The following is a 14,255-nucleotide window of genomic DNA, read 5'->3' as shown; positions in this document are numbered from 1 at the left end:
TTTAACCAGCGTAGCGCCTGGTTTGTTAGAGGCGGTGATGCCGGACGGGGTGCTGGCCTGATCGATGTGAATTTGCAGCCCGGCGCGGAACATCTCTCGCTCCGCTGCACTCCAACCTTGTCTGGGACGCCTGAGCGGTTAAACGCCCGGCCTCGTATTACCTCTTTTCCGGACCTTGAATCGCTCTCATGTGGATAACCCTGCTTCGCCACTGGGCTCGCTACCGCCTGCTCTATCGCATCCTGTTCTTCTCGGTCCTGGCCCTCGGCATGTACCTGGGCATGCGCCCCGGCCCGCCGCCCACACCGTTCAAGTTCAACATGATCGACTCGCTCTACCACGCCGGCGGCCTCTTCGTCTGCACTCTCCTGAGCTACCTGGCCTTTCCGCGCTGGCGCTGGTGGCTGCGCGGGGTGCTGATGTTTTCGGTCGGCGTGGCGGTGGAGTTCGTACAATCCTTTCACCCTACCCGCTCGGCGGATATCCATGATATCTATGCCAATAGCGTGGGGGTTGGGGCGGGGTTGGTGTTGATATTGGTGTGGCAGTGCATTTGGGGGCGGTGGCGCGGGGTGTAAGGGGTTTGGTGCCCGGCCTGCAACACCCTGCCTGCTGATAATGGCTGTCCTGCGGCCAGCAATCGCCGCGGGGTCGCGCCTCCTACAACGGATGGTGCAGCCAGCAAGGTTTTCGTACCGCCGCGACCGGCACCCGTGAGGCTGCCCCAATCGGTGGTCGCCTCCTACGGTTCGTGCGGCTGCCACATTTTGTTGTAGGAGGGGCGACCTCGCCGCGATTGGCGGCCGTTAGGACGCCCGGGGTTTAGCTCCCTATTACCACCCGCCTACAAAAAACACCTCCCCGTCTGCTAGACTCTCGCCCCTTATCACCCGGAGTCTGCCATGAACACCAATCTGCCCTACCACCGTTACCACCTGGCCCTGCTGATGAGCCTGTACGACACGCTGCGGGCCCAGTCGGTACTGATGGCACAGGTGCCCGAGGAGAGCAATGTGCTCTTCCTTGAGCGCTTCGAGGAGCTGGTGACGCAGCTGCAGGCGGGCGAGCAGGATGCGCTCTATGCCGGGCAGGAGATCATCAGCCAGATCATTACCCGCTACCCCCAGGTCGCCCACATGATCCCGCGGGATCTGCTGTGGTACTTCGGTGGGGATTGCCTGCATTTCATGCCCGATGAGGAAATCGCGCTCTATCAACTACTGGACGAGCACCAGGCCCAGGCCGAGGCCCGTGGAGAGGAGTTTGATTGGGAGCAGGCGCGGTTGCTGTTGATGAGTGAGCAGTTGCGCAATTCTTGAGGTGGGTCGGCGCTCTATGAGCGCCATCGCGGCGATGGTGTCGCTCCTACCCAACCTACGGCGCCGCCGCTCGATCTGTTTCTCATTGTTTACAAAACTGCTAAATCGACCACAACGAGAAACAGTTTTTGTAGCGGACCACGACCGTCGCCATGCCGACACGGAAGAACTCTGCTGTCGAAACCCAGCCCTGTAAGAGCCGCGCCCCGTGGCGATGGCTGGCCCGCAGGCCAGCCGCCTCTCTATCACCCTAACGCCGTATCCAGGAACATCATCACTCCAAACCCAACCATCAGGCCGATGGTAGCGTGGGTCTCGTGGCCGTGGCGGTGGGTTTCGGGGATGACTTCGTGGGAGACGACGAAGATCATCGCGCCCGCTGCCAGGCCCATGCTGACCGGGTAGGCCACGGCAAAGGCGCTGGACATGCCGATACCGATCAAGGCGCCCAGGGGCTCCATGAGGCCGGTGGCGGCTGCTACCAGGGTGGACCGCAGAGGTGACAGGCCGGTAGTACGCAGCGCCAGGGCGACGGCCAGGCCTTCGGGGATATCCTGGATCGAAATGGCTGAGGCCAGTGACAGGCCGACCGCCATATCCCCACCCGCAAAGCCCACCCCAATTGCCATCCCTTCCGGAATGTTGTGCAGGGTGATGGCCAGCACGAACAGCCAGACCCGGCTAATGCGGTCAAATTCAGGGCCATGTCGGCCGCTGATTTCATGGTGGTGCGGCGTGAAGTGGTCGAGCCCCAGCATCAACACCACGCCCAGGCCCAGGCCGATCACCACCGTTGCCGCAGCGGCCAGACTGTTGCCGAGGATATCCTCCGCCGCGGCGATCCCCGGGAGGATCAGCGAGAAGGCGCTGGCGGCGAGCATCATGCCGGCGGCAAAGCCGAGCATGCTGTCCTGGCGGCGCATGGTGATGGTCTTCATGGTGAGCCCGAGGAAGGCCCCCAGGGAGGTGGCGGCGAAGCCGGCGGTGCCGCCCAGCAGCGCATGGCGCAGGTTGAGGCTGTTGCCACCACTCACGGCGCTGATGATGCTGGCGGCGATCAGGACCATGATGATCAGCACGGCGCCGGCCAGGCCAAAGGAGATGTAGGGGCTGCGCTGCGCCTGGTCTACCCAGGCACTGCGCAATTCTGCTGCCAGAGAAATCGTTTTTTCCATGATCGCTACTTTCGCCAATGAGCTGCGGTATGCGTGAGTCTATCAGGTGACAACCGCTTGCCACGTTGATTCAGTGCAAGCGCATCATTGAGAAAATGTATCGAGGCGGCGAATGCCGAATTCAAGACACAAAAAAGCCGTCCAATGGACGGCTTTCCTGTATTTGGAGCGGGAAACGAGACTCGAACTCGCGACCCCGACCTTGGCAAGGTCGTGCTCTACCAACTGAGCTATTCCCGCAAATCTGACGCCGAAGTGGCGTCCCCTAGGGGACTCGAACCCCTGTTACCGCCGTGAAAGGGCGGTGTCCTAGGCCACTAGACGAAGGGGACGTATCCGGTCTTCACAGTGCCGAGGTATCAACCTTGGCTACTTGCTGCGTTCTCCGCGTTGCGTTGTTCGCTGCAAGTGGCGCGCATTTTAGGCATGGGCCTGGGGGTCGTCAACCCCTCAAACCAATCTTTTTTCAGGTTTTTTTCATATTTATCAGTACCCCCGCGAAATCCGCGGCCTGCAGCGCAGATGAGAGTCTGGTCACAGTATCGAAAGATCGCCAGGTCAACGGTCGTTCCAGCGGATTGTATTGGCGCAAGGGTTATGGCATAACGATATGCCTGTGTCCATGGAGCCCTCCCCGTGTCCCCCATGCTTATAGCTGCACTTGTAATCGGCGGCCTGATAATACTTGTCGGCATCGGCCTGCTTAACCAGGCCGTGGAACGCGCCCGCCTGGAACGTGCCCGTGCGGTAGCCGAGCTACAGGCCCGCTGGAAGCACATCTCAGCCGTTGCTGACGAGCTGCCCGGCCAGTTCATGACCATCGAGTTGAAGACGCTGCTGCTGCGCATCCAGGCGGCGCTGCTGGAACGCCTGGTGCGGCTGGACAGTAAACAGCCAGCCCACGCCGAACAGCTGCAGACCATCCGCCAGCAACTGGACAAGGGCGAGCTGCGCATCACCAACGCACCGGTGGTGATCACTGACGAGGCGACCGCGCAGCGGGCCAAGCAGACCCTGAGCGACCTGCTGCGGGTGCTGGAGCAGTCCCAGCAGGACGGCAGCCTGGACGGCCCCGCCTTCCATCGCTGGAGCCAGGTGCTGCGCCAGCACCTGCAGCAGACCACCCTGACCATGTTCCAGGCAATCGCCACTACGGCGCTGCAGATGGGCAAGCCGCGGGTAGCCAAGCTGCAGTATGAGCGCGCCATCGCCTTCCTGACCAAGGACCAGCAATCCGACAAAGGGCAGCTGGCAGTATTCCGGCAACTGCTGATCAATGCGGAGCAGGCGGTGCGGCAGCAGGAACAGGGTGCCCCCGGTGCCACCGAGCTGGATGCCGGCGTGCTGGCGCTGGAAGAAGATGACCAGGCCTGGAAGAAAAAAGCGCTGTACGATGACTGATTTACCGCTTACGGAACCCACTCCATGGCACTGACTCTCTACGGGGCGATCCTCTCGCCCTTCGTTCGCAAGATCCGCATTCTCCTGGCTGAGCAGAACATCGAGCATGAACTGGTCGACCAACCGCCCTTCAACCAGCCCGGCTGGTATTACGAGATCAGCCCGCTGGGCCGCATCCCCGCAATCAGGGACGGCGACCTGAGCCTGGCCGACTCCAGCGTGATTGCCCAGTATCTGCAGGAAACTCGCGAAGGTATCCGCCTGTATGGCAGCACCCCCGCGGAAGCTGCGCGGGTGCGGTGGCTGGAGAAGTATGCGGATTATGAGCTGGCGCCGGTGGCGACCTTTACTGTGTTCTTCAATCGCGTGGTACACCGCCTGATCGGCAAACCCGTCGACGAAGCGGCGGTGCAACAGGCCCTGCAGGACCGACTGCCGCCGCTGCTGGCGTATCTGGAAGCCCAGCTGGGGGACAAGCATTATTTTCTCGGCGAGCAGTTCAGCATGGCCGACATCGCCGTCTGCAGCCAACTGATCAACCTCGCCCACGCGGGGGAGTTGATTGATGAGCAGGCGTGGCCGGGGCTGTCTTCGCTGCTGAGCCGGGTGACTTCCCGTTCCAGTGTGAGTGCGTTGTTGCCGGCGGAGCATCAGATTGTGGGCATGGCCCATGCTCGCGAGCCCGTTGCGCAGTAAGTAAGGACCTGTGGCGGCGCCGGTTCAGATCGGCGCCAGTCTGAAACTTCGGATCGCCCCGAGGCGGGGCTCCTACAAAACCGGTCTCGGCGTCTCTACCAGCAACGGCACCCGTTGATCTTCAAATTGCAGGAGGAACGACTCCGTCGCGATGGCGCCCAATGGGTCCTGAGGTTGCGCCTGCCCTGCCCCGCTGCGCGCTGATAACGGCACATCGCCCCGAGGCGGGGCTCCTACCAAACCTGGGTCTGGGCTGTGCTCTGGGCTGAATTGCCCTCGCCAACGGCGACAACTAGCTCACCCCGCGCTACCCAACATCGCCTTCCCCACCCACGAACGCGCAAACTGCCACGCACATCGCCCATTACGATTCCCCCGCGCCTGGGCCCAGCGGATGGCTTCCTTCTGCAACTCCTCGGTCCATTCCCACTGCAGGCCATGCTCCGCCGCCATGACGGTCAACCAGTGCCGCACCACATCAAGGTAATGGTCCTGGCTGAACGGATAGAACGAGACCCACAACCCAAACCGGTCCGACAACGCGATCTTCTCCTCAATCGCCTCGCCCGGATGCAATTCGCCATCGACCATGCTGGCGCCAAGATTGTCGCTGCGCTGTTCCGGCAGCAGGTGGCGGCGGTTGGAGGTAGCGTAGAGCAGCAGGTTGTCGGGCGTGGCTTCCACCGAGCCATCCAGCACGGTTTTCAGCGTCTTGTAGGCGTTGTCGCCTGCCTCGAAGGCCAGGTCGTCGCAGAACAGCAGAAAGCGCCAGGGCTGGTCGGCTATTTGGGCCACCACCGCCGGCAGGTGCACCAGGTCGTCCTTGTCGATCTCGATCAAGCGCAACCCCTGGTCCGCCCAGGCGGCCAACAGCGCCCGCACCAGCGACGACTTGCCTGTCCCCCGCGCGCCCCAAAGCAGCGCGTTATTGGCTGGCAGCCCCTTGACGAACTGCTCGGTATTGGCGGCCAGCAAGGCTTTCTGCCGGTCTACACCGACCAGATCATCCAGCCCATGCCCGGCGGTGATCGCCAACGGCTTGAGCCACCCCCCATCCCCCTGCCCCACCCAACGCGCAGCCGGGGTGACCTGCCAATCGATCACCGGGGGCACCGGCGGCAGGCTCTGCTCGTATCGGTCGAGAAAGGAAACGATACGCTGCATGAAATCGGCGTTGGAGATGTCGGGCATGGGTGACTTTCCTGGCAAGTGAAGAGAGGCGATGTGCTTGCTATGGAAGAGGAAAAACGGGGATGGGTCAACAGCGGGGCTATAACTCGCTTGTGAGGGCCCCTGGGATTGTCGAGCACCAGCTCGACAGCGGGATATCCGGCTGCTCAGGCGTTTCCGGCTAGCTCGCATGGTACGAGCTGGTGCTCGAACCTCCCAGGGAGCTCGAGTTTGCCGGCCAGAGTCGGATCTACAGGAAGCGCGCCGTGCTTGGGAAGGTCGAGCGCGACCCGGTCGAGTTCCATCTCGACCAGCGGAGTCGCAGGAGAACTCGCAGGCCGGGATGGAACCCGGCCCTCCCAGGAAGCAGTCTGCCGGCCAGCGCTGCAACTCGCTGGGAGCCTCGCCCCTGGGATTGTCGAGCACCAGCTCGACAGCGTGATATCCGGCTGCTCAGGCGTTTCCGGCTGACTCCGCAATGGTACGAGCTGGTGCTCGAACCTCCCGGGGATCAAGCCGGTGCTGAAGCCTAGCGCGGCTCCAGCCGCAGGCACACGGAGTTGATGCAGTACCGCAACCCTGTCGGCGGTGGGCCGTCGGGGAAGACGTGGCCCAGGTGGGCGTCGCAGCGGGCGCAGAGGACTTCGGTGCGGTGCATGCCGTGGCTGTAGTCTTCGCTGGTGGTGACGGCGTCTTCGCTGACGGGGGCGTAGTAGCTGGGCCAGCCGCAGCCGGCGTCGAATTGGGTGTCGGTGTCGAACAGGGGCGCGTCGCAGCACACGCAGTGGTACTGGCCAGGCTCACCCTTGAGGTGATAGGCGCCGGAAAATGGCCGTTCGGTCCCCTTGAGTCGGCAAACCTGATACTGGGCGTCATCCAATTGGGCGCGCCAGGCGTCGTCCGACTTGATTACTTTGTCCATATTTCCTCCGCAAGATTGTGTGTTCGGGCTTTCTTCGCCTGAACCGCAGTCGTATGATGCTCGCTTTGCTTACGCGTTTACAGCCCCCACCCCACCCGATGATTTACAGGTAAGTATCATGCAGGTTAGCAAGTCCAATAAATTGGCCAATGTCTGCTATGACATTCGCGGGCCCGTCCTGCGCCATGCCAAACGCCTCGAAGAGGAAGGCCACCGGATTCTCAAGCTGAACATCGGCAACCCGGCGCCCTTCGGTTTCGAAGCGCCCGAGGAAATCCTCCAGGACGTGATTCTCAACCTGCCCACCGCACAGGGCTACAGTGATTCGAAGGGGCTGTTCTCGGCGCGCAAGGCGGTGATGCATTACTGCCAGACCAAGAATTTCCAGGGTGTGGGTATCGAGGACATCTACCTGGGTAACGGTGTGTCCGAGCTGATCGTGATGGCGATGCAGGCGCTGCTCAACAATGGCGATGAGGTGCTGATCCCGGCGCCGGACTACCCGCTGTGGACTGCCTCGGTGAGCCTGTCCGGCGGCAAGCCGGTGCATTACCTGTGCGATGAGCAGTCGGACTGGTTCCCGGATATCGACGACATCCGCAGCAAGATCACCCCCAAGACCAAGGCCCTGGTGCTGATCAACCCGAACAACCCGACCGGTGCAGTCTACCCGCGGGAAGTATTGGAGCAACTGGCCGAAGTGGCCCGCGAGCACAAGCTGCTGGTGCTGGCGGACGAGATCTACGACAAGATCCTGTATGACGATGCCGTGCATGACTCCTTTGCCGCTATCGCTCCCGATCTGCTGTGCCTGACCTTCAACGGGCTGTCGAAATCCTACCGCGTGGCGGGCTTTCGCTCGGGCTGGATGATCATCAGCGGGCCGAAGCAGAAGGCGGCCAGCTACATCGAGGGCCTGGAAATCCTGTCGTCGATGCGCCTGTGCGCCAACGTGCCGTCGCAGCATGCGATCCAGACGGCGCTGGGCGGGTATCAGAGCATCAACGACCTGGTCCTGCCTGGCGGCCGCCTGCTGGAGCAGCGCGACACTGCCTGGGAACTGCTCAACGCCATCCCCGGCGTGAGCTGCACCAAGCCCAAGGGCGCGCTGTACCTGTTCCCGAAACTGGACCCGAAGATGTACCCGATCCACAACGACGAAAAGATGGTGCTGGACCTGCTGCTGCAGGAAAAGATCCTCGTCGTGCAGGGCACCGCCTTCAACTGGCCCTGGCCGGATCACTTCCGCATCGTCTCCCTGCCCCGCAAGGATGATCTGGAAACGGCGATTGGGCGGATTGCCAATTTCTTGCATGGGTATAGGCAGTAGGCGGGGGATTGGTGCGGAGCAAGATGATCTTGGTAGGAGGGGCGACCTCGCCGCGACCGGCGGCCGAAGGACGCCCCGGGGTTTGGGGTTCATCCTGCAACACCGTGCCCGCTGATATTGGTTGTCCTAACGGCCAACGTCGCCGCGAGGTCGCGCCTCCTACGGTTGGGGTGCATTCCTGCGAGCAAGCGATACCGCCAACCAGTTCGCGCAGTCAGCAAGACCGTGTGAGCAGATCCCCTTCTGCCCCGCTTCCGCCCGACACGCTTTGATACAGAACGCCGATTGAATCCGCCTCGGCCAACCCCAAATATACGCCTAGCTGAATAGCCCTAGGAGTTTCACTTAAATGATGCGTATTGTGCTTTTTCTGGCAACCAACCTTGCCATCTTGCTGGTTGCCAGTGTCACCCTGAGCCTGTTGGGTGTGGGTAGTACCCATGATGGTCAGGGCGGGTTGAATCTGACCTCGTTGCTGATTTTCTGTGCGGTCTTTGGTTTTGCCGGTTCCTTTGTTTCCTTGTTCCTGTCCAAGTGGATGGCCAAGCGCAGCACGGGCACCCGGATCATCACCCAGCCGCAGACCCGCCAGGAGCAGTGGCTGGTCGATACCGTTGCCGAACTGGCGCGCGACGCCAACATCGGGATGCCGGAGGTGGGTATCTTCCCGTCGCGGGCGTCCAACGCCTTTGCCACCGGCTGGAACAAGAACGCGTCGCTGGTCGCGGTATCAGAGGGGATGCTGCAGCGCTTCAGTCCCAACGAGATCCGTGCGGTCATGGCCCACGAGATTGGCCACGTGGCCAACGGCGACATGGTGACCCTGACCCTGATCCAGGGCGTGGTAAACACCTTTGTCATGTTCTTTGCGCGGATCATCGGTAACTTTGTCGACCGCGCCGTGTTCCGTAACGAGGGCGATGGTCCGGGGATCGGGTATTTCATCTCGACCATCGTAGCCGAGCTGGTATTGGGCATCCTGGCGAGCATCATCGTGATGTGGTTCTCGCGCCAGCGCGAATTCCGCGCCGACGCGGCGGCGGCGCAGCTGACCGGCAGCGGCAACATGATCGCGGCGCTGGAGCGGCTGCGGGCGGAACAGGGTATTGCCGTGGAAATGCCCGGTGAGATGACTGCTTTCGGCATCAACGGCAACCTGAAGAACGGCCTTGCCGGCCTGCTGATGACCCACCCGCCGCTGGAAGAGCGCATTGCTGCGCTGCGGGCGGGTAACTACCGCTGATAGCCTGCCCGGAGCCTTGTGCTCCGGGTTTTTTTTGAGGTGGCGCCCAGGTCTACCTTTCGGCGCCACCCCTATCCTTTCGCTGCTCTCCGCTTTTCACCCCGCTTTTTTTGACCGCTCACGAATCACTCTCCAAAGGTTCTCGGGAAATATTCTGTCATCCCGTGGTCACAACTTTCGTCTATGCTTCGTTTATGTCAGACATCGCAGAGTTGTCGGCATTTACCCGATTAGAACTGATTTGGAGAAGATCATGAGTCTACAGGTACAGCAAAAGCCGCGTTCCCTTACCGAATTCCTGCCCCGCCCGTCTCTGCAGGCACGGGGATTTCTGGTGGACGAGAATGGCCGCGAGATCGCCATTACCGAACGCATGATTCAGCAGGCCTGTGAAGAACTTGATCAACAATGGGTCGCCCCGCAGGCGGCTAATGCGCGCTGAGGTTTTTTAGTTTTTTTGGTTTGGAGGCCGGGGTAGTTGCCCTGGCTTGGGGAGTTTAAGGCGGGATCGCTGTCGAGCTGGTGCTCGACAATCCCAGGGACACGCCGGACTGCACCCTGGGAGGTTCGAGCACCAGCTCGTATCACAGGGGGTGCAGCATCCTGGGAGGGCCGGGTTCCATCCCGGCCCAGCGGAGTAGCCAGCTAGGCCGCTGTCGAGCTGGTGCTCGACAATCCCAGGGACACGCCGGACTGTGCTCTGGGAGGTTCGAGCACCCAGCTCGTATCACCGGGGGTGCAGCATCCTGGGAGGGCCGGGTTCCATCCCGGCCCAGCGGAGTAGCCGGCTAGGCCGCTGTCGAGCTGGTGCTCGACAATCCCAGGGTCACGCTGGGCTATGCCTGGGATGTTCGAGCACCAGCTCGTACATTGCGCACTCGCTGGCAGCTCAAATCCTCACATCAAGTCTCATCATCCGCCGCAAACCCCGCCGCAATCAGCCGACGGATGATTTGGGGTTCGGATGCTGCTGTGTTGATGCGCAGCAGGTTGCATTCGCGGCGCAGGGGGTAGTCCTTGCGTAGTCGATCAAACCCTTCCCTACTGGCCTGGTCCGTTGCGGCCTGCGCGAGCATGGCGCGTAGGCGGGCGTCGTCGTCGCGGACGTCGTAGATGTAGCGCAGCGCTCGGGTCAGTAGCCAGTCGGCGGGTGTGCCGGGTTCCATGATCCACTGGCCGGCGCCAGTGCGCGGTGCCAGTTGCTCCAGGGTCAGGGTGGCCGGCAGGTCGAGGAACTGGCACAGCGCCTGGTAGATCTGCGCCGTGCCGCGCAGTTTGCCATCCAGGCTGTAACCGGCAATATGCGGTGTGGCCAGGGCGCAGCGGCTTGCCAGCTGCGGGTCGACCAGGGGTTCGGTTTCCCAGACGTCCAGCGCGACCAGCAGATCAGGACGATCCTGCAGTACGACCTTGAGCGCGGTATTGTCGATCACCGGGCCGCGGCTGCTGTTGATCAGCCAGGTACCGGGGCGCAGTGCCCGCAGGCGCTGTTCGTTGAACAGATGATAGGTCGCGTCTGGGCCTTCACGGGTCAGGGGCACATGGCAGCTTATGACGTCGCAGCGGCTGATCAGCTCATCCAGGGTGACCATTCCCTCTGCGCCCTGCGCCGCCCGGGGCGGATCGCAGCAGAGGGTGTCGATGCCCAGGGCGTGCAAGGTGGTTGCTAGGCGCGAGCCGACCTCCCCCACCCCGACAATCCCCACCAGCTTGTCCTGCCAGGCGCTGGCGCTGCGCTCGGCGAGCGCCAACAGGCAGCTCAGCACGTATTCCACCACCCCGCGGGCATTACAGCCCGGCGCACTGGCTGTGACGACACCCGCCGCGGCGAGCCCCGGCAGGTCCAGGTGGTCGGTGCCGATGGTGCAGGTACCGACGAACCGCACCGGGGTGCCGGCGAGCATGGCGGCATCGACCCGGGTGACCGAGCGGATCAGCAGCACATCGGCGTCCTTGACCGAGGTGTGGTCGATCAAACGCCCGGGCAGGCGGGTCAGACGGCCGAAGCCGCCGAGGAATTCGTCGAGCAGGGGGATGTTTTCGTCAGCGACTATATGCATGGTGCGGGTCCGTGATGGGCGATGTGTTCATTGTCGGAGTGGTTCCGCGCCCTGTCCAGCCGGCTGGCTTAGAGGTGGTCGAGGCTGAAGTCCGCTGCCTGCAGTGTGGCCTGCGGCCGATAGTGCATCAGCAGCGCATCGATAAAACGCGCCGGGCGCTCGGGTATGCCGTGGTGCAAATAGGCATGCACCTGCTCGACGACGCGGGTCTTGAAGGGCGTCGGGTCGGTGGCTTCGCCGCTGAGGTTGTCCAGACTGACGCGGAACGGATGGCCCGCCGCGGCGCAGAACAGCCATTCCAGCGCCTGGGGTTTGACCTCGACCTGCTCGAAGGCATGTTGCTGATCGGCGCTGCGGCCATCCGGTGCATACCAGTAGCCGAAGTCCACCTGCTGCCGCCGCGCCGCCCCGGCCACGCACCAATGGGCGATCTCGTGCAGTGCACTGCGGTAATAATCCTGGGTGAAGATGATGCGGTGCATGGGGTCGTCGGCGTCGGCCGGCAGGTAGATCGGCTCGGCCCCACCGCCCACCAGGCGGGTGTTGAAATCGGCGGCAAAACAGGCCGCAAACAGGCGGATCAGGTCCTGGCAATCGTGGGTCATGGATGATGGACAATATTCGGCAAGTTGATAGGATGGTCTGCTTTTTTCCAATGCCGCTTCACCAAGGCGTGAACCCCAAATGACTCGAAACACCCCATCCCGCTGGCGCCGCAGTGTAACAGAATTGCGCGCGCTGATCTGGCTTGCCCTGCCCATTGTCGCGGCGCAGATGTCGCATACCCTGCTCGGTTTTGTCGACACGGCCATGGCCGGGCGGGTGAGCGCTGTCGACCTGGCCGCGGTGGCGCTGGGCAACTCGTTCTGGGTGCCGACCTTCCTGTTTCTGACCGGTGTGTTGATGATCATCACCTCGAAGGTGGCCGCGAGCAACGGTGCCGGTCGCCTGGGGGAAACCGGGCCCCTGGTGCGCCAGGCGGTCTGGCTGGGGTTGTGGATCGGGGTACTCTGCGCGGTGGCGCTGTTCTCTGTCGAGCCGCTGCTGCATTGGGCAGGGGTGCAGGAGGAGCTGATTCCCAAGTCGGTGAACTATATCAAGGCCGTGGCGCTGGGCTTTCCGGCGGTGGGTATGTACCAGGCGCTGCGCGGACTGAGCGATGGGCTGTCGCGTACCAAGCCGACCATGATCATCGGCTTTCTCGGCCTGGTGCTGAACGTGCCGGCCAACTATGTGCTGGTCTATGGCAAGTTTGGTCTGCCGGCACTGGGTGGCGTAGGCTGCGGCGTGGCTACCACCCTGGTGATGTGGTTCATGCTGGGCTGCATGCTGGTCTATCTGAAGCGCTCGGCCCTGTACGATGCCTGCAAGTTGTTCGAGCGGTTCGAGTGGCCCAAGTGGCCGGTGCAGCGGCACCTGCTGGGGCTGGGCTTGCCGATTGGTATCTCGCTGTTCTCCGAAACCAGCATGTTTGCGCTGATCGCCCTGCTGATCGGCAGCCTGGGCGCGGTGGTGGTGGCCAGTCACCAGATTGCACTGAACCTGACGTCCATCGTCTTCATGGTGCCCTTCAGCCTGGGGCTGGCGATTACCGTGCGGGTGGGCCATAGCCTGGGCATGGACGGCGCCCGCGCTGGGCTGTTCGCGGCCAAGGTGGGGATTGCCGTGGCGCTGGGCTTTGCCTTCCTGGCGGCGACCAGCTTCTACCTCGCCGCCGAGCTGCTGCCGCGGCTGTATACCAACAACCCCGAAGTGCTTTCCCTGGCGACCGCCCTGCTGTTCTACGCAGCGCTGTACCAGTTCTCCGACTCCGTCCAGGTGGCCTGTGCGGGGGCGCTACGCGGGTACCAGGACACGCGCATTCCCATGGTGCTGACCATGGTCGCCTACTGGCTGATCGGCCTGCCCAGCGGCTACATCCTCGGTCTCACCGACCTGGCCGGCCCCGCCCAAGGCCCGGCCGGGTTCTGGAAGGGGCTGATCATCGGCTTGAGTGCAGCGGCGTTGTTCCTGTCGGTGCGGCTGGCGATTATTGGCGGGCGGCGGAAGAAGCGGTTTCCATTGGAGCGGAGTCATTTGGTGGGGTGATGGGAGGGCTCCGTGCCGGCTGCTCCGTGCTGGCTGATAGCAATCGCCGCGAGGGCGCGCCTCCTACAGGTCGTGCCATCAGCAAGTTTTTCTGTAGGAGGGGCGACCTCGCCGCGATTGGCGCCCACCGGGCGCCCCGGTTTGGTATGTGACTGGTACTTCTGCGATCACCCCTCGCCCTTGCGTATCACATACCAGAACTCGCCATCCCCCTCCCCCTGCTCCACCAGCTCGTGGCCAAGAAAACTGCAGAACCGCGGTATATCCCGCTGCGTTGAGGGGTCGGTGGCGAGCACCTGGAGGCATTCGCCGGCGGCGATGTCGCGCACCGCGTTATGCAGCAGCATTACCGGCTCGGGGCACATCAGGCCGCGGGTGTCGAGTTGGGTAGCAAATTCGTTGGGCATGGCAGACAGCTCTGAAACGTAAGGCTGAATTATCCGCAAAAGGCCAGGCACTTGCCAGTCGGCGCGTCCCGGTCAACACTGTGGTTACCATCCGCCATCAAGGAGCACCCATGATCAAGGTGTTGATCGAACGCGTCATTGCCGAAGGGCTGGAAGTACCCTACGAAGCGGCCGCCCGTAATATCCTGCAGCGGGCCATTCAGTCGCCGGGTTACCTGTTCGGGGAGTCGTTCATCGATATGCAGCGGCCCAATTACCGCTTCGTGATCGTCACCTGGCAGAACTATCATTCGTGGGAACGCTGGGAGCAGTCGCCGGAGCGGCGGGAGTGCCTGGACGCCTTCGCGCCGTTATTGCTGGAGGAAGAGAAGATCACCTTGCTGGAGCCCTTGTAGGCTCCTGACTGCGTGGCGGGCTGATGCCCGCGACGCGTTCGCACGGCTT

The 14,255-nt window shown here is 62.6% G+C and carries 15 protein-coding genes and 2 tRNA genes; 9 read left to right on the top strand and 8 right to left on the bottom strand.

Annotated features, from left to right (window positions below):
• Positions 1–188 precede the first annotated feature (188 nt).
• Complete coding sequence (locus tag VG99_RS15555) at positions 189–578, top strand: VanZ family protein (RefSeq protein WP_052508806.1); 390 nt, start codon at positions 189–191, stop codon at positions 576–578.
• A 324-nt stretch (positions 579–902) separates the two neighbouring features.
• Positions 903–1,319, top strand: a complete 417-nt coding sequence (locus VG99_RS13240) for a PA2817 family protein (RefSeq protein ID WP_044500668.1) — start codon at positions 903–905, stop codon at positions 1,317–1,319.
• A 245-nt stretch (positions 1,320–1,564) separates the two neighbouring features.
• Here VG99_RS13240 and VG99_RS13235 read toward each other — a convergent pair whose 3' ends face one another.
• The 3 genes from VG99_RS13235 to VG99_RS13225 all read right to left on the bottom strand — a co-directional run bounded on the left by VG99_RS13235 (position 1,565) and on the right by VG99_RS13225 (position 2,826).
• Positions 1,565–2,494, bottom strand: a complete 930-nt coding sequence (locus VG99_RS13235) for a ZIP family metal transporter (RefSeq protein WP_044500666.1) — start codon at positions 2,492–2,494, stop codon at positions 1,565–1,567.
• A 164-nt stretch (positions 2,495–2,658) separates the two neighbouring features.
• Positions 2,659–2,734, bottom strand: a tRNA-Gly gene (locus VG99_RS13230).
• 16 nt (positions 2,735–2,750) lie between these two features.
• A tRNA-Glu gene (locus VG99_RS13225) sits at positions 2,751–2,826 on the bottom strand.
• Positions 2,827–3,130: 304 nt separating this feature from the next.
• Between VG99_RS13225 and VG99_RS13220 the strand changes: the two genes are divergently transcribed.
• Both VG99_RS13220 and VG99_RS13215 read left to right on the top strand, forming a co-directional pair.
• Entirely contained in the window at positions 3,131–3,895 is a 765-nt protein-coding gene (locus VG99_RS13220) for a hypothetical protein (RefSeq protein WP_158023932.1), read from the top strand.
• Positions 3,896–3,919: 24 nt separating this feature from the next.
• Complete coding sequence (locus tag VG99_RS13215; protein ID WP_044500663.1) at positions 3,920–4,591, top strand: glutathione S-transferase family protein; 672 nt, start codon at positions 3,920–3,922, stop codon at positions 4,589–4,591.
• A gap of 297 nt (positions 4,592–4,888) precedes the next feature.
• Here the strand turns inward: VG99_RS13215 and VG99_RS13210 are convergent, their stop codons facing one another.
• Together VG99_RS13210 and msrB are read right to left on the bottom strand one after the other, a co-directional pair.
• Positions 4,889–5,782 carry an ATP-binding protein gene (locus tag VG99_RS13210; protein ID WP_044500661.1) on the bottom strand — a complete coding sequence of 298 codons (894 nt, stop codon included), beginning with the start codon at positions 5,780–5,782 and terminating at the stop codon, positions 4,889–4,891.
• A gap of 508 nt (positions 5,783–6,290) precedes the next feature.
• Positions 6,291–6,683: a peptide-methionine (R)-S-oxide reductase MsrB gene (gene msrB / locus VG99_RS13205; protein ID WP_044500659.1), complete on the bottom strand. Its 393-nt coding sequence runs from the start codon at positions 6,681–6,683 to the stop codon at positions 6,291–6,293.
• Between the two features lie 118 nt (positions 6,684–6,801).
• Between msrB and VG99_RS13200 the strand changes: the two genes are divergently transcribed.
• The 3 genes from VG99_RS13200 to VG99_RS13190 all read left to right on the top strand — a co-directional run bounded on the left by VG99_RS13200 (position 6,802) and on the right by VG99_RS13190 (position 9,698).
• Positions 6,802–8,013 (top strand): pyridoxal phosphate-dependent aminotransferase, encoded by a 1,212-nt coding sequence (locus VG99_RS13200; protein WP_044500657.1) that lies wholly within the window; start codon positions 6,802–6,804, stop codon positions 8,011–8,013.
• 349 nt (positions 8,014–8,362) lie between these two features.
• On the top strand, positions 8,363–9,256 hold the full coding sequence (htpX, locus tag VG99_RS13195) for a protease HtpX (RefSeq protein WP_044500655.1): 894 nt from the start codon (positions 8,363–8,365) through the stop codon (positions 9,254–9,256).
• Positions 9,257–9,509: 253 nt separating this feature from the next.
• Positions 9,510–9,698: a PA1571 family protein gene (locus VG99_RS13190; RefSeq protein ID WP_044500653.1), complete on the top strand. Its 189-nt coding sequence runs from the start codon at positions 9,510–9,512 to the stop codon at positions 9,696–9,698.
• Positions 9,699–10,158: 460 nt separating this feature from the next.
• Here the strand turns inward: VG99_RS13190 and pdxB are convergent, their stop codons facing one another.
• Both pdxB and VG99_RS13180 read right to left on the bottom strand, forming a co-directional pair.
• Positions 10,159–11,316 carry a 4-phosphoerythronate dehydrogenase PdxB gene (gene pdxB / locus VG99_RS13185; RefSeq protein ID WP_044500651.1) on the bottom strand — a complete coding sequence of 386 codons (1,158 nt, stop codon included), beginning with the start codon at positions 11,314–11,316 and terminating at the stop codon, positions 10,159–10,161.
• A gap of 68 nt (positions 11,317–11,384) precedes the next feature.
• On the bottom strand, positions 11,385–11,921 hold the full coding sequence (locus VG99_RS13180; protein ID WP_044500649.1) for an elongation factor P hydroxylase: 537 nt from the start codon (positions 11,919–11,921) through the stop codon (positions 11,385–11,387).
• Positions 11,922–12,000: 79 nt separating this feature from the next.
• Here VG99_RS13180 and VG99_RS13175 point away from each other — a divergent pair, with 79 nt between their 5' ends.
• Positions 12,001–13,404 (top strand): MATE family efflux transporter, encoded by a 1,404-nt coding sequence (locus tag VG99_RS13175; RefSeq protein WP_044500647.1) that lies wholly within the window; start codon positions 12,001–12,003, stop codon positions 13,402–13,404.
• Between the two features lie 167 nt (positions 13,405–13,571).
• Here the strand turns inward: VG99_RS13175 and tusA are convergent, their stop codons facing one another.
• Entirely contained in the window at positions 13,572–13,811 is a 240-nt protein-coding gene (gene tusA / locus VG99_RS13170; RefSeq protein WP_044500645.1) for a sulfurtransferase TusA, read from the bottom strand.
• Between the two features lie 110 nt (positions 13,812–13,921).
• Here tusA and VG99_RS13165 point away from each other — a divergent pair, with 110 nt between their 5' ends.
• A complete protein-coding gene (locus VG99_RS13165) occupies positions 13,922–14,206 on the top strand; it encodes an antibiotic biosynthesis monooxygenase family protein (protein ID WP_044500644.1) in 285 nt (94 codons plus the stop codon).
• The last annotated feature ends 49 nt before the right edge of the window (positions 14,207–14,255 follow it).

The organism is Pseudomonas saudimassiliensis, assembly GCF_000939975.1.
Lineage (GTDB): Bacteria > Pseudomonadota > Gammaproteobacteria > Pseudomonadales > Pseudomonadaceae > Halopseudomonas > Halopseudomonas saudimassiliensis.
This window is presented reverse-complemented; position numbering and strand designations above follow the sequence as displayed.